Annotated in this window: 17 protein-coding genes; 11 read left to right on the forward strand and 6 right to left on the reverse strand. The window is 69.0% G+C overall.

The window, feature by feature from the left end:
• Positions 1-18 precede the first annotated feature (18 nt).
• Positions 19-222 carry a cold-shock protein gene (locus tag ACFVBH_RS09500; RefSeq protein WP_354987380.1) on the forward strand — a complete coding sequence of 68 codons (204 nt, stop codon included), beginning with the start codon at positions 19-21 and terminating at the stop codon, positions 220-222.
• A 98-nt stretch (positions 223-320) separates the two neighbouring features.
• On the opposite strand, the gene ACFVBH_RS09505 is transcribed toward ACFVBH_RS09500, so the two are convergent.
• The gene (locus ACFVBH_RS09505; RefSeq protein WP_379001028.1) at positions 321-749 is read right to left on the reverse strand and encodes a DUF1707 domain-containing protein; all 429 of its coding nucleotides are present in this window, start codon (positions 747-749) and stop codon (positions 321-323) included.
• A gap of 166 nt (positions 750-915) precedes the next feature.
• Between ACFVBH_RS09505 and ACFVBH_RS09510 the strand changes: the two genes are divergently transcribed.
• The 3 genes from ACFVBH_RS09510 (at position 916) to ACFVBH_RS09520 (ending at position 3,924) form a co-directional block, all read left to right on the forward strand.
• Positions 916-2,148: an acyl-CoA dehydrogenase family protein gene (locus tag ACFVBH_RS09510; RefSeq protein WP_354987378.1), complete on the forward strand. Its 1,233-nt coding sequence runs from the start codon at positions 916-918 to the stop codon at positions 2,146-2,148.
• A 2-nt stretch (positions 2,149-2,150) separates the two neighbouring features.
• Entirely contained in the window at positions 2,151-3,275 is a 1,125-nt protein-coding gene (locus ACFVBH_RS09515) for an acyl-CoA dehydrogenase family protein (RefSeq protein ID WP_379001029.1), read from the forward strand.
• Positions 3,276-3,486: 211 nt separating this feature from the next.
• On the forward strand, positions 3,487-3,924 hold the full coding sequence (locus tag ACFVBH_RS09520; RefSeq protein ID WP_354989881.1) for a carboxymuconolactone decarboxylase family protein: 438 nt from the start codon (positions 3,487-3,489) through the stop codon (positions 3,922-3,924).
• Positions 3,925-4,130: 206 nt separating this feature from the next.
• On the opposite strand, the gene ACFVBH_RS09525 is transcribed toward ACFVBH_RS09520, so the two are convergent.
• Entirely contained in the window at positions 4,131-4,691 is a 561-nt protein-coding gene (locus tag ACFVBH_RS09525) for an AAA family ATPase (RefSeq protein WP_379001030.1), read from the reverse strand.
• A gap of 391 nt (positions 4,692-5,082) precedes the next feature.
• Here ACFVBH_RS09525 and ACFVBH_RS09530 point away from each other — a divergent pair, with 391 nt between their 5' ends.
• Both ACFVBH_RS09530 and ACFVBH_RS09535 read left to right on the forward strand, forming a co-directional pair.
• Positions 5,083-7,179 (forward strand): acyltransferase family protein, encoded by a 2,097-nt coding sequence (locus tag ACFVBH_RS09530; protein WP_379001031.1) that lies wholly within the window; start codon positions 5,083-5,085, stop codon positions 7,177-7,179.
• 133 nt (positions 7,180-7,312) lie between these two features.
• The gene (locus ACFVBH_RS09535; RefSeq protein WP_379001032.1) at positions 7,313-8,848 is read left to right on the forward strand and encodes a PstS family phosphate ABC transporter substrate-binding protein; all 1,536 of its coding nucleotides are present in this window, start codon (positions 7,313-7,315) and stop codon (positions 8,846-8,848) included.
• Positions 8,849-8,921: 73 nt separating this feature from the next.
• Here the strand turns inward: ACFVBH_RS09535 and ACFVBH_RS09540 are convergent, their stop codons facing one another.
• From ACFVBH_RS09540 to kdpF, 4 genes are read right to left on the reverse strand one after another with little or no spacing between them, the layout of a single operon-like run.
• Positions 8,922-9,800 carry a potassium-transporting ATPase subunit C gene (locus tag ACFVBH_RS09540; RefSeq protein WP_379001033.1) on the reverse strand — a complete coding sequence of 293 codons (879 nt, stop codon included), beginning with the start codon at positions 9,798-9,800 and terminating at the stop codon, positions 8,922-8,924.
• A gap of 1 nt (position 9,801) precedes the next feature.
• Positions 9,802-11,949 (reverse strand): potassium-transporting ATPase subunit KdpB, encoded by a 2,148-nt coding sequence (gene kdpB, locus ACFVBH_RS09545; protein ID WP_379001034.1) that lies wholly within the window; start codon positions 11,947-11,949, stop codon positions 9,802-9,804.
• 1 nt (position 11,950) lies between these two features.
• Positions 11,951-13,621 (reverse strand): potassium-transporting ATPase subunit KdpA, encoded by a 1,671-nt coding sequence (gene kdpA / locus ACFVBH_RS09550; RefSeq protein WP_379001035.1) that lies wholly within the window; start codon positions 13,619-13,621, stop codon positions 11,951-11,953.
• Positions 13,622-13,819, reverse strand: coding sequence for a K(+)-transporting ATPase subunit F (gene kdpF, locus ACFVBH_RS09555; protein WP_379001037.1), 198 nt, complete (start codon positions 13,817-13,819; stop codon positions 13,622-13,624).
• 209 nt (positions 13,820-14,028) lie between these two features.
• Here kdpF and ACFVBH_RS09560 point away from each other — a divergent pair, with 209 nt between their 5' ends.
• The 5 genes from ACFVBH_RS09560 (at position 14,029) to ACFVBH_RS09580 (ending at position 19,469) form a co-directional block, all read left to right on the forward strand.
• Positions 14,029-14,736 (forward strand): hypothetical protein, encoded by a 708-nt coding sequence (locus ACFVBH_RS09560; RefSeq protein WP_379001038.1) that lies wholly within the window; start codon positions 14,029-14,031, stop codon positions 14,734-14,736.
• 114 nt (positions 14,737-14,850) lie between these two features.
• Positions 14,851-15,003, forward strand: coding sequence for a hypothetical protein (locus tag ACFVBH_RS09565; RefSeq protein WP_354989873.1), 153 nt, complete (start codon positions 14,851-14,853; stop codon positions 15,001-15,003).
• Positions 15,000-17,561: an ATP-binding protein gene (locus tag ACFVBH_RS09570; protein ID WP_379001040.1), complete on the forward strand. Its 2,562-nt coding sequence runs from the start codon at positions 15,000-15,002 to the stop codon at positions 17,559-17,561. Before ACFVBH_RS09565 ends, ACFVBH_RS09570 begins: the two co-directional genes overlap by 4 nt.
• Entirely contained in the window at positions 17,558-18,259 is a 702-nt protein-coding gene (locus ACFVBH_RS09575; RefSeq protein WP_354989871.1) for a response regulator, read from the forward strand. The genes ACFVBH_RS09570 and ACFVBH_RS09575 overlap by 4 nt, the downstream gene beginning before the upstream one ends.
• 46 nt (positions 18,260-18,305) lie before the next feature.
• Positions 18,306-19,469 carry a cytochrome P450 gene (locus tag ACFVBH_RS09580; RefSeq protein WP_379001041.1) on the forward strand — a complete coding sequence of 388 codons (1,164 nt, stop codon included), beginning with the start codon at positions 18,306-18,308 and terminating at the stop codon, positions 19,467-19,469.
• The last annotated feature ends 41 nt before the right edge of the window (positions 19,470-19,510 follow it).

Below are 19,510 nucleotides of genomic sequence, written 5' to 3' on the forward strand. Positions count from 1 at the left end.
CAAAGAGGAGAGTCCATCGTGGCTACCGGTACCGTCAAGTGGTTCAACACTGAAAAGGGCTTCGGCTTCATCGAGCAGGACGGTGGCGGCCCCGACGTCTTCGCCCACTACTCGAACATTGCCGCCACCGGCTTCCGCGAGCTGACCGAGGGCCAGAAGGTCTCGTTCGACATCGCGCAGGGCCAGAAGGGCCCGCAGGCGGAGAACATCACCTCGCTGTAATTCGCGAGCGTGGCTGTTCACTCAGCCGGCGAAGTGCCAGAACGGCGTCCCGTGTTCATCGGGACGCCGTTCTTCTTGTTTCACCCTCTTGCCCGGATTCACCGGGCCCAGTGGTGCCGCTTCCAGGCCCCGGCCTCCCAGCCGGTGAGGACGCGGAAGATGAGCACCGCACCCCACGGGCCGATGACCCACACCGGCCAGAAGTAGGCCGGCTCACCCGTCCCGATCGAGATCGCGGCCCAGATCAGCAGGACGAGCACGCTCACCCCGAGCCAGGCGCCGCCCTCGATGCGCTGCCAGATCGGCAGGCCGGTGACCTTCGCACCCGGCCGCGGCGGCGCGGACAGCGCGGGCAGGTCGCTGAGCACCAGGCGCAGATCTTCCCGGGTGGCGGTTCCGTAGACCAGGCCCAGTCGTTCGTTGTATTCGGCCGGGTCCAGCCGGCCCTGGCTCATGTGACGACCCAGCAGTTCGGCCACTTCGGCGCGCTCGGCGTCGGAGGCGCGGGTTCCGGCGGTGATGTCCATCTCTGAATCCTCCCGATCATGTTCCACAATGGAACGTGAATAAGTCCAGGATATTCCTCCACAATGGAATGTCAATACCCGCAAGTGAAGGCGGGTGCCAGCACATTTGCCAGCAGGGGTGACGCAATGAGATGGTGGGGTTCAGTTCTTCGCACAAGGAGTATTCGTGGACCTCGACTGGTCGACCGGTGATCTGGCGTTTCGCGATGAGGTGCGCCACTTCCTCGATGAGAATCTGACCCCGGAACTACGCCGCGCCGGACGCCTGGCCACCAGCGTCTACCCGGACCACGAGGCCAGCATGGAGTGGCAGCACATCCTGCACGAGCGCGGGTGGGCCGCGCCGGCGTGGCCCGTGAAGTACGGCGGCTGCGACTGGAGCCTGACCCAGCACTACATCTTCGGGCGCGAATGCACCCTGGCGGGGGCGCCGAACCTGTCCCCCATGGGAATTCGCATGGTGTCGCACGCCATCATGGCCTTCGGCACCGCCGAGCAGAAGGACTTCTTCCTGCCGCGCATCCTCACCGGCGAGGTCTTCTTCTGCCAGGGGTACTCCGAGCCCGAGGCCGGCTCCGACCTGGCCTCGCTGTCCATGGCGGCCGTCGAGGACGGCGAGGATCTCGTGGTCACCGGCTCCAAGATCTGGACCACGCACGCCGGCGAGGCCAATTGGATCTTCGCGCTCGTGCGCACCTCCAAGCAGGCCAGGAAGCAGCAGGGCATCACCTTCGTGCTGATGGAGATGGACGCGCCCGGCATCCAGATCCGCCCGCTGGTCATGACATCCGGCGAGCAGGTGCAGAACCAGGTGTTCTTCGATCAGGTGCGAGTGCCCAAGGCGAATGTGCTGGGCCGCATCGACGACGGCTGGACCGTGGCCAAGTTCCTGCTCAACTTCGAGCGCGGCGGCGGCGCGGCGGCCCCGGCCCTGCAGGTCATGGCCGAGGAGCTCGCGCAGGCCGCCAAGACCCAGGTCGGCCCGGACGGCGGTGTGCTGATCGATGATCCGGCGTTCGCCGCCAAGCTCGCCGACGCCCGGCTGCGCGCGGATGTGCTGGAGATTCTCGAATACCGCACGCTCGCACTGGTTTCCAGCGGCAAGGATCCGGGTCCGGCCGCTTCCACCATCAAGATACTGGGCACCGAGCTGAGCCAGGCCCTCACCGAGCTGGCCCTGGAGGCCGCGGGTCCGCGCGGGCGGGCCTACCAGCCGCACGCCACCATGCCCGGTGGTCCGATCGCCGATTTCACGCCGCCCGCAGACGGTTTCGTGAGCGGCGACGAGTGGCAGGCGGTCGCCCCGCTGCGCTACTTCAACGACCGCGCCGGATCGATCTACGCCGGCAGCAACGAGATTCAGCGCAATATCATCGCCAAAGCCACCCTGGGACTGTAGCCATGGACTTCTCTTTCACCGCCGAACAAGAACTGCTCCGCGACACCGTCACGGAATTCCTCACGGCGCGTTATCAACTCGAATCCAGCCGGGCCGCGGCGCGACTGGGCGCCGGCTGGCAGCCCGAACTGTGGCGCTCGCTGGCCGAGGAGGTCGGCATCCTGGGCGCCGCGCTGCCGGAATCGGTGGGCGGCATCGGCGGCGGGCCGGTCGAAATCATGGTCATCGCTGAGGCTTTGGGCGCGGCGCAGGTCGTGGAGCCGTACGTCGACACCGTGGTGGTGGGTGGCGGCCTGCTGAGCCGGGCCACCGGCAAGCGGGCCGAGGACCTGCTCTCCGGCATCGCCGAGGGCGCGGTCATCACCGGATTCGCGGCGCTGGAAGCGCATTCGGGCTACGACTACGCCAAGGTCGCCACCGTCGCGCGGCGCGACGGCGACGGCTGGGTGCTGACCGGCGTCAAGACGGTGGTGACCTCGGCCCCGCTGGCCACCCACCTGCTGGTGACCGCCCAGCTGGACGGCGAGAACGCACTGTTCGTGGTCGATGTCGATCCGGCCGCCCCGCCCGCCGGGCTGCGCGCGCAGTCCTTCCGCACCATCGACGAGCGCCAGGCCGCCGACCTGACCTTCGAGGAGTTGCGCCTGCCCGCCGACGCCCTGCTGCTCGAGCGCGCCGACGAGGCGATCGCGGCCACCATCGACGAGGCGATCGCCGCGGTCTGCGCCGAAACCGTGGGCGCGATGCGCCGGGTGCTGGCCGAGACCGTCGAGTACACCAAGTCCCGCCAGCAGTTCGGCGTTCCGATCGCCAGCTTCCAGGCGCTGCAGCACCGCATGGTGAACATGCACCTGGAACTCGAGCAGGCGATCGCCGCGACGTACCTGGTGACCCTGAAGCTGACCGCGGAGCCGGCCGAGCGGGCCAAGGCCGCCGCGGCCGCCAAGGCCACCATCGGCCGGGCCGCGCGCCTGATCGGCCAGGAGGCGGTGCAGTTGCACGGTGCCATGGGTATGACCGAGGAACTGGCGATCGGCCACTTCTTCAAGCGGCTCACCGCGGTGCAGTACGAGTACGGCACCACCGCGCACCACACCGCCCGCTATGCGGCACTGACCCGGTCGTAACCGCTCGAACCACGGTTATCGACCGCGGCCCCGGGGGTGGGGCCGCCGCGGCCGGGTTCGGAGGGGCGTCGCTGCCCGCCGAACCCGGCCGTTGTGCGTTGCGCGCGGCCGGGAAGACTGTGAGCGGTCACACACGCGCGTCCCGTCACGCCGGGGCCGCCCGTCTCGTCCAAGAGTTGTACCGACCGGAACAGCAGCGAAGGAACGAGCCATGTCACGTCTGAATATGTTCGAAGTCGCTCCCGAGGTCTACAAGGGCTGGCTGGCCGCCGAGGCCGCGATTCGCCGCGGGCCGCTCGACGCCGTGGTCCGCGAACTGGTGAAGATCCGGGTGTCCCAGATCAATCGATGCCTGTTCTGCATCGAGATGCACACCACCGAGGCGCGCAAGGAGGGTGAGACCGAGCGCCGCATCAACCACCTGCCCGCCTGGCGCGAGTCCGACCTGTTCACCGCCCCCGAACGCGCCGCCCTCGAATACGCCGAGGCCGCAACCGAACTCGGGGTGCACGGGGTCGGCGACGAGATCTGGGAACAGGTCGAGAAGAATTTCGACGAGGGGCAGCGCGCGGGCCTGGTGGCGATCACCGCCCAGATCAACATGTGGAACCGCCTGGGCGTCCCGCTGCGCCTGTACGAAGGCTCCTGACCACCGAGAACGATTCCCGCGCAGCCGGTTCCGGGCACGGCCCGGGCCCGGTCGCCGGGACCCGTGTCACCTCTGGCGACGAGGTGACAGGTCGCCGCCGGGTCGTCAGCACTACTCGCCGCCGAGCCGTGTCGATCAAACCTCGTGAGGCCGAGGCGGTATCGCCACTCGCGGCCGGAAACATGTCACCGCCCGCGGCCGAAGCCTCACCGTTCGCGGCCGGGGCCTTCCGACCGCTTCTGGCCCGCGACGTCGGCGCGCAACTCGGCCAGCCAGCGATCGGCCGCGGCGGCGGTGCGCAAGCGCACCACGCGCAGGTGCGGGAACTCCGCGATCCGGTCCGCGGTGCGCTGCCTGCGGTAGGCGTGCCGGGACCAGGCCCAGCGGATCGGATGATCGGCGTCGAGCCAGTTCCGGAACGTTTCGCGATTGCCGTTCCACAGCTCCCGGCGGAACAGCGCGCGCCCGAACGAACGGGACACCACCCGGCGCATGACCGTCGGGCGCGGCAGATCCAGCCAGATCAGGGTGTCCGCCCGCGCCCACAGCAGCGCGCCCACCAGGGCGACGTACTGGTCCTCGGTGACCCAGCGGTCGTCGCCCGCGAATCCCGCGACATCGCTTTCGAATTCGGGCCGCCGCACCCAGCCGGGACCGTGGTGCAATGCGTCGAGTTCGTGACGGGGCACCCCCAGCAGGGCCGATAACTCGGTGGCGAGGGTGGTCTTTCCCGCACCTGAAATACCCGACACCAGAATCCGCCGCACCCGCTCGAGCCTATTACAGGTGCGGCGGTGAGTTTCGCGCGCACAAGCGCATTCGAGGCGGCGATATTCCGCCGCGGGGAATGCGGGATTGCCCGGCGGATCCGAATCGCGCGCATACTCGGACGCCGGGCGGGGAATATCGATGAGATGGCGCCGACCGTGCGAATCCGAATGCTGTCCGGCTGCTGGGGCGCCGGGCCGGATCCGACGAGCCCGGCACGGCGGCGGGCGGTGGCCGAGCGCGCCACCGTGCCGGTTCGCGCTCTCTCCATACCCCGATCGCGCGCAATCATGCGTGCTCGCCGGAATCCGGGATCAAGGCCACATTCGGATCAAGTTCCGTGTGGCGATTGGGAGTTTTGGCGCATCCGATACGACAATGGTCGCCGCCATGTCCATATCCAGTACTGATCAATCCTCATCGACAACGCCGGAGCGGCCCGCGGACGCCGCGCCCACGGCGCACGGTACCGGCGGCTATCGACTGGATCTGGACGGACTGCGCGGGGTGGCCATCGCCCTGGTCGTGGTCTTCCACATCTGGTTCGGGCGGGTGTCCGGGGGCGTGGACGTCTTCCTGGTGCTGTCCGGATTCTTCTTCACCGGAATGTTGCTGCGTCGCGGCGACACCGGCGGCATCGGTGTCGTCACGACGCTGCGCCGCACGCTGCGCAGGCTGCTGCCCGCCATGGTCGTGGTGCTCGCGGCGGTGGTGATCGCCACCGTCGTCCTGCTCCCGCACACCCGCTGGTCCGATCTCGGCGCGCAGACGCTGGCCTCGCTGGGCTATTACCAGAACTGGTATCTGGCGATGTCCTGGTCGGACTATCTGGCCGCGGACCCCTCGGTGAGCCCGCTGCAGCACCTGTGGTCGATGTCGGTGCAGGGTCAGTGCTATCTGGCCCTGCTGCTGGCGATCGCGCTGGTGACGTGGTCGTGCCGCCGGATCGGGCACGAGGGCCGCATGCGCACGGTGCTGGCCGTGATCTTCGCCGCGGCGGGGATCGCGTCGTTCTGGTACGCCGCCGAAGGGGTTGTGACCCAGCAGGGCTGGAACTACTACGACACCTTCGCCCGCGCGTGGGAGCCGCTCACCGGTGCGCTGCTGGCGATAACCGCACCGTTGCTGCGCCTGCCGCGCGTGGTCCGCGAGATCTTCGCGTGGACCGGTATCGCCGCCATCGTGGCGTGCGGCTGGCTGGTGAACGGCTCGGCGCAGTTCCCCGGTCCCGCGGCGTTGCTGCCGGTGACCGCGACGGTCGCGCTGGTGCTGGCCGGGGCCGGCCTGAACACCGCGACCCAGCCGTGGGTCAACCGGATGCTGGCCACCGCGCCCGCGGTCCGGCTGGGCGCGTTCGCGTACGCGCTCTACCTGTGGCACTGGCCGATTCTCATCTTCTACCTCGGCGAACGGCACGAACGCGAAGCCGGCCCGCTCGGCGGTCTGGCCATCATCGTGGTCTCGCTCGCCCTGGCCTACCTGACCCAGCGCTTCGTGGAGGAGCCGCTGCGGGTGCGCGCCCAGCCGACCATCGGGGCGCGCCCGCGCCTGCTGATCGGCGCGGCCGTCTCCACGATCGGGGTGCTGCTGCTGGCCTCCACCATCACCTGGCAGTGGACCAACGGCGCCAAAGCCCAGGCCGTTGGGCATCTCGATCCCGCCAAATACCCGGGCGCGCTGGCGCTGACCGAACGAGTCCTGGTGCCGCGCGCGCCCATGCGCCCCACCATTCAGGAAGCGCCCGCCGATATCGCCTATCCCACCCGGGACGGCTGTATCGCCGATTTCGACACCCGATCGGTCATCACCTGTTCCTACGGTGATCCGAACGCACAGCGCACCATCGCGGTGGCCGGCAATTCCCATGCCGAACACTGGATTCCGGCACTGCAGGTACTGGCCGAGCGCTATCATTTCCGGCTCACCGTGTATCTGAAGATGGGCTGCCCGCTCACCGTCGCCGAAGAACCCATGTACAAGGGCCAGCGCAATCCGGACTGCCGTGATTGGTCGCACGAGGTCATCGAACGGCTCGGCGAACAACGCCCGGACTGGGTTTTCACCACCGGCACCCGGCCCGCGGACAGCGGCGGCGACGAGACCCCGCAGGATTATCTGGATGTGTGGTCCGCGCTCAATAAACGCGGCCTGCACGTGCTGGCCATGCGCGATACGCCGTGGCTGCGCCGCGACGGAATTCGCTACCGCGCCATCGATTGCCTGGCCTCGGGCGGAAATCGGGTGGACTGCGGCATGAAACGGCCGGACGCCATTTCGCCGGTGAATCCGGCCGCCGCGCCCGCCGAGAAATACCCCGAGGTCTTCACCCTCGATCTCAACGACGCGATCTGCGAGCCCGAGGTCTGCGCGGTGGTGGAGGGCAATGTGCTGGTCTACCACGACGAACACCACCTCACCGCCAGCTACGCCCGTTCCCTGGCCCCCGAACTCGAACGGCAATTGCAGCCCATTCTGGGCTGGTGGTGACCGAACTCCCCTGCCCGGCAACTGATATCGTGCGCAACGGGTAATTCGGGGGTACACCCGGCATCGGCTCGGCGTCCCCGCCGCGTGCGCGCGGCACCGGAGCCGGGCGCGGGCGTCCGGGGGAGGCGTTGCAGTGGGCGGTTTTCCGATCGAGATCGTGCTGGCGCTCATCGGTATCGCGGTGCCGATCATGGCGTTCGTCTGGGAGTTCGTGTTCGTGGGGCGGCGTCGCCTGGGCTACCGGGTGCAGATGGACACCCCGGTCACCGGTGAGATCGAATCGGTGTTCCCGGGCGTGCTGCCGCAATTGCGGCCCGACGGCGGCGCGGCGGCCCCGGATCTGCACGACCTGTCGGTGGTGCTGATGCGCATCGAGAACAACGGCGCGACCACCATCGACATCGCGGATTACGCGGGGCCCGAAGGGGAACGGGTCGGGGTGCACATCAGCTTCCCGCACCGGCGCGTGATCGGCATGGCCGTCACCGAACTCAGCGATCCGGCCATGGGCGATTGCCTGCGCCCGGGAACCGGCATCGGCGCGCGCGAGGACGCGGCACGCCGGGTGGGCATCATCGACCTGCCCAAGGTGCCGATGAATCGCGGCGATCACTACAAGATCCTGGCGATTCTGCAGCGCAGCGCCGGAGCCGGAGACTATCCGCCGCCGACCGTGCAGTCCCGTATCCGGGGCGGCCGGGCCGTGGAATCCCGCAGCAGCACCGGGATTTCGCCGCGTCTGCTGGCGCTGATCGGGTTCCTGGTCGTCGTGATCGCGGTTCAGTTCGCGGTGGACCTGGGCACGGCCGATGCGCCGCCGGCCGCGGACTGCGCGCGCGGCGGTCTCACCGTGGTCGGCTCGTCCGCGTTCGAACCGGCGCTGCGCGACGCGGTCGCGGCCTACCGGAAACGGTGCTCCGGAGCGGATTTCACGCTCGAGTTCGACGGCAGCGAACGCGGACTGACCCGCCTGGACAAAGAGGGGCGCGACAATTCCGCGCTGCTGGCCATCACCGACGGCCCCAAGGGCGAGGGGTACCCGAAGCTGCTGCCCCGGGCGCTGGCGCTGTCCCAGTTCGCGATGGTCACCCACCCGGGGGTGAATGTGAAAGATCTGTCCGTACAACAGGTCCGGGATCTCTACGCCGGCCGGATCGACAACTGGCGGGTGCTGGGCGGTGCGGATCTGCCGGTCCGGGTGGTGCAGCGCGCACTGGGTTCGGGGACGCGCGAAGCCTTCCGGAGCCGGGTGCTCGGTGGCGAGCAGCCCCCTGCGCCGCCCGCCACCGGCTGCCGTGCGGTCCTGGCCACGAACCCGCCGGGACCCGCGTTCTGCGAGGTCCCGGTCACCCGGGACATGCTCGAGACCGTCGCGGAACTGCCGGGCGCCATCGGCTACAGCGAATACGCCGATGCGGCACAGGCTTCCGGTGTTCGGACGGTGACCCTGGGCGGGCGCGCGCCGACTCGCGAGGACGTGCTGGCGGGCCGCTACCCGTTCTGGGCCGTCGAGTACGCCTACTCCTACGGCGAGGTGCCCGCCGATTCCCCGGCGGCCGCCTTCCTGCGCTTTCTCACCGACGGCGTCGGCAAGGACGTACTGCGCGCGCACGGCAATACGCCCTGTTCCGAATTACCTGATCCGACCGGGTGTATGCCCGAACGGTGAAACGCCCGCGCGCCACGGTCGACCTCGCTCGCGAGGCAACCGTGGCGCGCGTCCCGGCCGGCGCCGGAATCGTTCAGCTCCGGAACGGGTACCTACCGTCGAGGTCGAGGTTGAGCTCGACCACATTGACCCGCGGCTCGCCCAGGAAGCCCAGGGTGCGGCCCGCGGTGTGCTCATCGACGAGGGCGCGCACCTGCTCGGCCGAGACCCCGCGAACCCGTGCCACGCGGTCGATCTGGATGGCCGCGTACTCCGGAGAGATGTGCGGATCCAGGCCACTGCCACCGGCGGTGACGGCGTCCGGCGGCACGGCCGAGCGATCGGGCGCGTCACCCCGAATCGGGACGATGCGGCCGACGGAGTAATCCGCGCCGTCGGCGGCACATTCGACCTTCACGCCCTTGTATTCCGCCACGAACGGGACGGTGGTCACCGAGCAGAACTCGTTGACGCTCACCACCTTCGTGGGGTGGTCGACCTCGCCGTCGGCCGCGCGCGGGCCGATGACCGAGAGCACCGCCCCGACGCCGCCGGGGGTGCAGAACGGCCGATTCCCGTCCACGCCTTCGAGTTCGGCGACCGCCTTGCTCCGCGCGCAGACCGTGGTCAGCAGTCCGGTGGAATCGGGCGCGCTGTCCACGATGCTCTCCGGACCGGCGTTGCTCGCGGCGGTGGAGAGCGGGTCGTACCCGTCTCCGGCCATGGACGGCCGGCTCTGGAAGTACCGGGTGAGCACATTGCCGTCGGCGTCGGTGAACCGCTGGCCGATGAGGCTCGAGCCGACGGTCTTCCCCTCCCGCTCGATGAGCGAGCCGTCCGCGTTGTTCTTCAGTCCGGGCAGCTGCGCGACCGCGAAAACCGCCAGCGGATAGACGATTCCGGTGATCGCCGTGAGCACGAGCAGTGCGCGCAGCGCGGCGACGTGCTGCCGGATCCAGGTTGACATACGCATATCAGGACATCCCGGGGAGGAATTGGACGAGGAGGTCGATCAGCTTGATGCCGATGAACGGGGCGATGATGCCGCCCACCCCGTACACGGCGAGGTTGCGGCTCAACAGTTTCGAGGCCGCGGCGGGCCGGTAGGCCACTCCGCGCAGCGCCAGCGGAATCAACAGCACGATGACGATCGCGTTGAAGACGACCGCGGACAGGATCGCGGACTGCGGGCTCGACAGCCGCATGACATTGAGCAGATCCAGGCCCGGGAACAGTGGCACGAACAGCGCGGGAATGATCGCGAAGTACTTGGCGATGTCATTGGCGATCGAGAAGGTCGTCAGTGCCCCGCGCGTGATGAGCAGCTGTTTGCCGATCTCGACGATCTCGATGAGCTTGGTCGGATCCGAGTCCAGATCGACCATGTTGCCCGCCTCTTTGGCGGCCGAGGTCCCGGTGTTCATGGCCACGCCGACGTCCGCCTGGGCGAGCGCGGGCGCGTCGTTGGTGCCGTCGCCGGTCATGGCGACCAGGCGGCCGCCAGCCTGCTCCTGCTTGATCAGCGCCAGCTTGTCCTCCGGCGTGGCTTCGGCGAGGAAGTCGTCCACGCCCGCCTCGTCGGCGATCGCCTTGGCGGTCAGGGGATTGTCGCCGGTGATCATGACGGTGCGGATGCCCATGCGGCGCATCTCGTCGAACCGCTCGCGCATGCCCTGCTTGACCACATCCTTGAGGTGGATGACGCCCAGCAGTCTGGCGGTACCGTCCTTGACCTCCGCGACCACCAGCGGCGTACCGCCCGAGGCCGAGACGCCGTCGACGGCCTGCCCGAGTTCGGCCGGAACCGAACCGTCGTGCAGGCGCACCCACTCGGTGACCGCGGCGGCCGCACCCTTGCGCAGCTGGTGCTTGTCCGCCAGGTCCACGCCCGACATGCGGGTCTGGGCGGTGAATTCCACCCAGGTGGCTCCGGTCAGTTCACCGGGGGTGCGCTCGCGCTTGTTGTACGCGGTCTTGGCGTACACCACGATGGAGCGGCCCTCGGGCGTCTCGTCGGCGAGGCTGGAAAGCTGTGCCGCGTCGGCGATCTCGTCCGCGCTCACGCCCGGCATGGCCACGAAGGCGGACGCCTGGCGATTGCCCAGGGTGATGGTGCCGGTCTTGTCCAGCAGCAGGGTGTTCACGTCGCCCGCGGCCTCGACCGCGCGGCCGGACATGGCGAGCACATTGCGCTGCACCAGCCGGTCCATACCGGCGATGCCGATGGCCGAGAGCAGCGCGCCGATGGTGGTCGGGATCAGGCAGACCAGCAGCGAGACCATGACTATGCCGCTGATGCCGTTACCGTCGATGGCGATGCTGTCCGGCACGCCGGGCAGGCTCGTCTTGGAGTAGATGGCCAGCGGCTGCAGGGTGACCACGGCGAACACGAAGATGATCGTGAGCGCCGCGAGCAGGATGTTCAGCGCGATCTCGTTCGGCGTCTTCTGCCGGCTCGCGCCCTCCACGAGCGCGATCATCTTGTCGATGAAGCTCCTACCCGGTTCCTGGGTGATCTTGACGACCACCCGGTCGGACAGCACGGTGGTGCCGCCGGTGACCGCGGAACGGTCGCCGCCGGACTCCCGGATCACCGGCGCGGATTCGCCGGTGATGGCCGATTCGTCCACCGAGGCAATGCCTTCCACGACGTCGCCGTCGCCCGGGATGACCTGACCGGCTTCCACGACCACGAAGTCACCGCGCTGCAGATCGACAGCGGCCACCCGCTCCTCGACCACCCGCGCGCCCGGCGACCAGTTCGCCAGCCGGCGCGCGACGGTGTCGGTCTTGGCCTTGCGCAGGGTGTCGGCCTGCGCCTTGCCCCGGCCCTCGGCGACGGCCTCGGCGAGATTGGCGAAAAGCACCGTCGCCCAGAGCCATACGACGATGGCCCAGCCGAAGAACGATGGATCGGCGATGGCCAGCACCGTGGAGTACGCCGCGCCGATCTCGACGATCAGCATGACGGGATTGCGCCACAGGGTGCGCGGATCCAGTTTGCGGAAGGCGTCCGGCAACGACTTCAGCAGCAGTTGCGGATCGAACAGTCCGCTGGAGACCCGTCCCTGGGGCGGTTCGGCCGCGGCCGTCGTTCCCGGTTCGATAGTGGGAGCAGACATGTCAGTGGATTCCTTCGGCGAGCGGCCCGAGCGCGAGCGCGGGCAGGAAGGTCAGGGCGACCAGGATGAGGGTCACGCCGACGACCATGCCCACGAACTGCGGCCGATGGGTCGGGAGCGTGCCGATCGATTCGGGGGTCGTGCCCTGCTGTGCCAGCGAACCGGCCAGTGCGAGAACGAAGATGATGGGCAGGAAGCGGCCGAACACCATGGCCAGTCCGAGCGCGGTGTTGTACCACTCGGTATTGCCCGACAGCCCGGCGAAAGCCGAACCGTTGTTGTTGGCGGCGGAGGTGAAGGCGTAGAGCACTTCCGAGAGCCCGTGCGGTCCGGAGTTGGCCATACTCGCCCGTTGCCCCGGCATGGCCATGGCGACGGCGGTGCCGACCAGCACGAGGAGCGGGCTGATCAGGAAGTAGCTCGCGGCCAGCTTGATCTCGCGCGGGGTGATCTTCTTGCCCAGATACTCCGGGGTGCGGCCGACCATGAGCCCGGCGACGAAGACCGTGATGATCGCCAGGATCAGCATGCCGTACAGACCCGAACCGGTGCCGCCCGGCGCGACCTCGCCGAGCTGCATGTTGAACATGGTCATCATGCCGCCGAGGCTGGTGTACGAATCGTGGAACGAGTCCACCGCGCCGGTGGAGGTCAGCGTCGTCGACGCGGCGAAGGTCGCCGAATTCGATACGCCGAAGCGGGTTTCCACGCCCTCGAGCGAGGACCCGATGGCCGTGGGCACGGTGCCGTGGTGCTGCAGCTGGAACAGGTTGGTCAGGAACGTGCTGCCCAGGGCGATGGCGCCCATGACGGCCACGATCGCGAAACCCTGCTTCTTGCTGCCGACCATGCGACCGAAGGTGCGCGGCAGCGAGAAGGAGATCACCAGCAGCAGGAAGACCTCCAGCCAGTTGGTCCAGGCGTTCGGATTCTCGAACGGATGCGCGGAGTTCGCGTTGTAGAACCCGCCGCCGTTGGTGCCGAGCTCCTTGATGACCTCCTGGCTCGCGACCGGTCCGCCCGGAATGGTCTGCGACCCACCGGCGACGGTCGATGCCACCTCGTCGTGCAACTCGAAGTTCTGGATCACTCCGCCGGCGACCAGCACGATCGCGAACACGAAGGCGAGCGGCAGCAGAATCCGGATGGTTCCCCTCACAAGATCCACCCAGAAGTTGCCGAGATCGCCGGTGTGCCTGCGCGCGAAGCCGCGCACGAGCGCCATCGCGACGGCGATGCCGACCGCCGAGGAAACGAAGTTCTGCACCGCGAGTCCGGCCATCTGCACCAGGTGACCCTGGGTCGATTCGCCGGAGTAGTTCTGCCAGTTGGTGTTGGTGACGAAGCTGACCGCGGTGTTCCAGGCCAGGGCCGGGGTCATCTCGGTCGCGGGGTCGTTCAGATGCAGTGGCAGTTTGCCCTGGAGCAACTGGAAGAAGAACAGGAACAGGATGCTCACCGCGGAGAAGGCGAGCACGCTGCGCGCGTAGACGGCCCAGGTCTGCTCGACCCCGGGCTGCACGCCGATGGCACGGTAGATGCCGCGCTCGGCGCGCGAGTGCTTGGTGCCGCTGTACACCCGGAACATGTAGTCGCCCAGCGGCACATGTACGAGAGCCAGCGCTATGACCAGAGACGCCGCGAAGACGATCCCCGCTGTAGTCGTGCTCACTCAGAACCTCTCCGGAAACAACAGCGCCGCGATCAGGAAGACGGCGATGCCGACGGCCAGAACGAGACCGATAATGTTCTGGGTCACAGCCGTTCCACCCCGCGCTGGATCAGGCCGAGCAGGGCGAAAATCGCCACCGTCAGCACCGTGAACACCACGACGGACATGATCGAAACCTCTCTCTAGATGACGCACCACGAGATGCGACGCAGCGAGTCAAGCGCCCCGCGACCGGGCGGATGAGGTTCCTTACGACTTCTTTGCGGCGTGCGCGGACGCCTTGACGCTCCGTTTACAGGTTTGCCCGGAGTGTCGGAGGGAACTGTCGACATCCGGCGTGAAACCGTAAGGAAGCCGTCAGGACCAGGCTCGCGCGCTCCGGTGCGAGCCGTGACGAAGGGACCGCGATGTTCGAACGCGCTGTGCAGAAGTCCATGGAATTGGCGGTCCGCGGCGGCACCGGCATCCAGGTTCCGCTGGCGGCCAGGTACGTCGGCAGGCTGCGGCGCAAGCATCCGAGCCGCTCCCCCGAGGAGATCGAGCAGGGCCTGCGCTGGCGCTACCTCGCGCTGGTCACCACCAGCGGCACCCTGGCGGGGCTCAGCGCCGCCGTCCCCGGGGTGGGCACGCTCGTCGGGCTGGCGGTCAGCGGCGTGGAATCGGTGTTCTTCCTGGAGGCTTCCGCGCTCTACGCCGCCTCGGTGGGCGCGGTGCACGGCATGGACAAGTTGCAGCCCAAGCAGCGCCGCACGCTCGTGGTCGGTGTCGTCCTGGGCGAGGGCGGCGCGGAGATGCTCGGCAAGAGCGCGAGCCAATCCGCCCGCGACTGGGCCTCGACCGTGGCCGACAAGCTCCCGATCGTGCGCAACATCGACAACGCGATGGCGCGCCGGTTCATCGCGGGCTTCATCGTCAAACGCGGCGTGCTCATGTTCGGCAAGGTGCTGCCCGCCGGCATCGGCGCGGTGATCGGCGGCGTCGGCAACCACGCCCTGGGCCGGGCCGTTATCGCCAACTCGCGCAAGACATTCGGTCCCGCTCCCGCGAACTGGACCGAAGCCACCCTGCTCGCCCCGGCCGGGGAGATTCCGTCAACATCGGGGGCGCGGGCGTAAAGAAATCGTCAGGACCGCCGTCCGCGCGCCGGACGCCGGTAAACAGGGAGAGCCCGGGCCGAATCCGGACATCGGCTCGGTCCGGGCCGAACTGAACACTCGCGAGGAGAGACTGTGCCGGACATCGCTTACGCCATGCTGGTGATCTTCGGTTTTCTGACCGCCGCACTGATCCTGCGCGCCCTGGCCACCGCCGGGCAGCGCCCGGCACGCGTGCGCGCGGGCCGCCCGGAGCTATCCGCGCACCGCGCCGTGCTCGACAAGTGAAGCGCGGCCAACTTCGCATCTATCTCGGCGCGGCGCCCGGTGTGGGCAAGACCTTCGCCATGCTCTCCGAAGCGCACCGGCGGCTGGAGCGGGGCCGCGATGTGGTGGCCGCGGTCGTGGAGACGCACGGCCGCTCGAAGACCGCGGAACTGCTCGACGGCATCGAACGCGTGCCACCGCGGCTGATCGACTACCGCGGCGCCGCCATGCCGGAATTGGATGTGCCCGCGGTGTTGCGGCGCGCCCCGGCGGTCGTGCTGGTCGACGAACTCGCGCACACCAACGTGCCCGGCAGCAAGAACGAAAAGCGCTGGCAGGACGTCGAAGAACTGCTCGAGGCGGGCATCGACGTCGTGTCCACGGTCAACGTGCAGCACCTCGAGAGCCTCAACGACGTCGTCGAGCAGATCACCGGCGTGGTACAGCGCGAGACGGTGCCCGACCGGGTGGTGCGCGGCGCCGATCAGGTCGAGCTGGTCGACATCACCCCGGAAGCGCTGCGGCGCAGGCTCTCCCACGGCAACGTCTACGCCGCGACCAAAGTCGATGCCGCACTGCGCAATTATTTCCGTCCCGGCAACCTGACCGCGCTGCGTGAGCTGGCGCTGCTGTGGCTGGCCGATCAGGTGGACGCGGCGCTGGCCAAATACCGTGCGGACCACCGGATCACCGATACCTGGGAGGCCCGCGAACGCCTGGTGGTCGCGGTGACCGGCGGTCCGGAATCGGAGACCCTGGTCCGGCGCGCCAGCCGCATCGCGGCCAAATCCAGCGCGGAACTCGTTGTCGTGCACGTGGTCCGGGGCGACGGCCTGGCCGGGGTCTCCCCGCAGCGACTGACCCGGTTGCGGGACCTGGCGACCGGCCTGGACACCGCCCTGCACACCGTCACCGGGGACGACGTGCCCGGCGCGCTGCTGGACTTCGCCCGGCAGATCAACGCCACCCAGCTGGTACTGGGCACCTCGCGGCGCTCACGCTGGGCCCGCGCACTCGACGAGGGCATCGGCGCCCGGGTGGTGCAGCGGTCCGGAAAGATCGACGTGCACATGGTCACCCACGAGGAGGCCTCGCGCGGGTTCCGGCTGCGCCCGCCCACCCGCCGCGAAGGCGCCCTCAGCGCCTGGATCGCCGCGATCGGCGTGCCGTGGATCATCTGCGGTCTCACCGCGCTGTGGCTCGACCGCTGGCTGGCCCTGGGCGGGGAGAGCGCGGTGTTCTTCATCGGCGTCGTGGCGGTGGCGCTGTTCGGCGGCATCGCCCCGGCGGTGCTGTCGGCGCTGCTGTCCGGACTACTGCTGAACTGGTTCTTCACCACGCCGCGGCACAGTCTCACCGTCGCCGAGCTGGACAACTTCCTGACGATCGTGGTGCTGCTGGTGGTGGCGGTCGCGGTCTCGGCGCTGGTCGATGTGGCGGCCAAGCGAAGTCGCGAGGCGCGCAGGGCTTCCCGGCAGGCCGAACTGCTGACCCTGTTCGCGGGCTCGGTGCTGCGCGGGGCGGATCTGCCCGCGCTGCTCGAGCGGGTGCGCGAAACCTTCCGGCAAGACGCCGTCAGTTTGATCGAGGACGCGGGGGCCGTGCACGAGGCCGAAGCCCGTGACCCGGGCGCGAACGCGCCCGGCGGCCTCGAACCGTGGATCGTGGCGTCGGTGGGCGAGAATCCGCCGCGCGTCGCGGCCGACGGCGAGACCCTGGTGGAGGCCGGCGACGACACGCACAGCCTGCTGCTGCGCGGCCGGCCGGTGACCGCGGGCGATCGGCTCGTGCTCGGCGCGGTCGCCGATCAGGCCGCGGGCCTGGTGCAGCGCCAGCGGTTGCAGGCCGAAGCCGGTGCGGCCCAGGCGGTCCTGGAGGCGGACAAGCTGCGGCGCGCGCTGCTCTCGGCCGTCAGCCATGACCTGCGCACCCCCTTGGCCGCGGCCAAGGCGTCGGTGTCGAGCCTGCGCAGTCACGACGTGGAATTCTCCCCCGAGGACACCGCCGAACTCCTCGAGACCATCGAGGAATCGGTGGATCAGCTCACCACGCTGGTGGGCAATCTGCTCGACTCCTCGCGCCTGGCCGCCGGGGTCGTCCGGCCGCGACTGCGCCGGGTCTACCTGGACGAGGCCGTGCATCACGCGCTGATGAGCATGGGCACCCGGGGCATGCGCCGCACATCGATGAATCGCGTCGAGGTGGCGGTGGATTCGGTCTGCGTGCGCGCCGACGCCGGACTGCTCGAGCGGGTGCTGGCCAATCTCATCGACAACGCGGTGCGCTACTCCCCCGACGCCGCACCCGTCCGCGTGGTCGCCGAGCACACCGGCGGCCGGGTCGCGATCACCGTGTCCGACAGCGGGCCCGGCGTGCCCAGCGGGCTGGAGGATCAGCTCTTCGAGCCGTTCCAGCGCCTCGGCGACCGCGACAATTCCACCGGCGTCGGACTGGGACTGTCGGTGGTGCGCGGTTTCGTGGACGCCATGGGCGGGACCGTGCACGCCGAACCCACCCCCGGCGGCGGCCTGACGATGGTCGTCGAACTGGCCGCCTGCGACGAACAGGAGAACGAGTGACGAACGCGGCGCCCGCGCCGACCAAGGTTCTGGTGGTCGACGACGAACCACAGATCCTGCGCGCCCTGCGCATCAACCTGTCGGTCCGCGGCTACGAGGTGACCACCGCGGCCACCGGAGCCGCGGCCCTGCGGGCGGCCGCGGAGAAGCATCCGGACGTGGTGATCCTGGATCTGGGCCTGCCGGACATGGACGGTATCGAGGTGCTGGCCGGACTGCGCGGCTGGACCAGCACGCCGGTGATCGTGCTCTCGGCCCGCACCGACTCCTCCGACAAGGTCGAGGCCCTGGACGCGGGCGCTGACGACTACGTCACCAAGCCCTTCGGCATGGACGAGTTGCTGGCGCGGTTGCGCGCCGCGGTCCGGCGCTCGGCCACCGGGACCGACGCGGTCGAGCCCATCGTCGAAACCGCCTCCTTCACGGTCGATCTCGCGGCCAAGAAGGTCACCAAGGCCGGACGCGACGTGCACCTGACCCCCACCGAATGGGGCATGCTGGAGATGCTGGTGCGCAATCGCGGCAAGCTGGTGGGCCGCAAGGAGATCCTGCGCGAGGTCTGGGGTCCCTCCTATGCCACCGAAACCCACTACCTGCGCGTGTATCTCGCACAGCTGCGGCGCAAGCTCGAGGACGACCCCGCACAGCCCAAACACCTGTTGACCGAGGCGGGCATGGGCTACCGATTCCAGCCCTGAGGCCGAATGCGCTGCTGCGCCAACGCTTGTGCGCTACAACTGACGCATGGCTGGAGCGCGCAAGATAGACCGCGGTGACACCGACGCCGCCTGCCCGGTGCACCGGGATGCCGCGGGCACCTGGCAGATTCGCGGCTACGCCGACGGGCGGGCGCTGCTGCGCAGCACCGAGACGGTGCAGGCCGGGCTCGGGGTGGAGACGGTGGAGAAGCTGCCCGCCCGGCTGCGCCGCCCCGTGCTGTACCGCGATGGTGAGGAGCATCGCGAGCACCGCCGGCAGACGGCCCGGTACTTCACACCCAAACGGGTGGACGAGCACTATCGCGAGCTGATGCACGAGATCGCCGATCGGGAGATCGCGCTGCTGCGCGCGCAGGGCCGGGCCAATCTGTCGCAGATGAGTTTTCGCCTGGCGGTGGACGTGACCAAGGCCGTCGTCGGGCTCACCGACAGCAAGCCCGGCACCGACCGGCGGCTCGAGGTGTTCTTCCCGGAGAAGTTCAGCGAGCCCGGATTCACCAGCATCGCCGGGCTGCTGGGCTATGTGCGGCAGATGCGGGCCTGGGGCGCGATCTATTTCGACGACGTGCGCCCGGCGGTGCGCGTGCGGCGCAAGGCCCGCCGTGACGACCTCATCTCGCATCTGATCGACGAGGGCTGCGCCGACGGCGAGATCCTGGGCGAATGCCTGACTTTCGCCGCGGCGGGCATGGTCACCACGCGCGAGTTCATCAATCTCGCGGCGTGGCACCTGTTCACCGACGACGCGTTGCGCACCCGCTTCCGGGCCGGGAGCGAGGCCGAGCGCCTGGCGCTGCTGCAGGAACTGCTGCGCCTGGAACCGGTCATCAGCGATCTGAAGCGGCGCACCGTATCCGAGGTGGTGCTGCCCAGCGGGGCCACGATTCCGGCGGGTGAGCTGGTCGACGTCGCGGTCAGCGTGGCCAACGTGGATCCCGGCGTCGTCGGGGACCAGCCCCTGGACGTATGCCCCGGGCGCGCGCTGTCCGGCGGCGCGGGGGCCGCGGTGCTGTCCTTCGGCGACGGGCCGCACAAATGCCCGGGGGCGCACATCGCGCTGCAGGAGTCGGAGATCTTCCTGGGCAAGCTGTTCGCGCTCGACGGCCTCCGGATGGAGAATCCGCCGCGCGTGACGATGAAGCCGGAGATCTCGGGGTACGAACTGCGGGATCTGATCGTCGCGGTGTAGTCGCGCGCGATGGCGGGCGTACCCGGCCGCACACACGGCAC

This window comes from Nocardia sp. NPDC057668, assembly GCF_042799795.1.
Lineage (GTDB): Bacteria > Actinomycetota > Actinomycetes > Mycobacteriales > Mycobacteriaceae > Nocardia.

Bases quoted from the DNA above. Each gene is read 5' to 3' on its own strand.
- ACFVBH_RS09505 (WP_379001028.1), bottom strand. From the start codon at position 749: ATGGACATCACCGCCGGAACCCGCGCCTCCGACGCCGAGCGCGCCGAA.
- ACFVBH_RS09515 (WP_379001029.1), top strand. From the start codon at position 2,151: ATGGACTTCTCTTTCACCGCCGAACAAGAACTGCTCCGCGACACCGTC.
- ACFVBH_RS09520 (WP_354989881.1), top strand. From the start codon at position 3,487: ATGTCACGTCTGAATATGTTCGAAGTCGCTCCCGAGGTCTACAAGGGC.
- ACFVBH_RS09530 (WP_379001031.1), top strand. From the start codon at position 5,083: ATGTCCATATCCAGTACTGATCAATCCTCATCGACAACGCCGGAGCGG.
- ACFVBH_RS09540 (WP_379001033.1), bottom strand. From the start codon at position 9,800: ATGCGTATGTCAACCTGGATCCGGCAGCACGTCGCCGCGCTGCGCGCA.
- kdpB (WP_379001034.1), bottom strand. From the start codon at position 11,949: ATGTCTGCTCCCACTATCGAACCGGGAACGACGGCCGCGGCCGAACCG.
- ACFVBH_RS09560 (WP_379001038.1), top strand. From the start codon at position 14,029: ATGTTCGAACGCGCTGTGCAGAAGTCCATGGAATTGGCGGTCCGCGGC.
- ACFVBH_RS09580 (WP_379001041.1), top strand. From the start codon at position 18,306: ATGGCTGGAGCGCGCAAGATAGACCGCGGTGACACCGACGCCGCCTGC.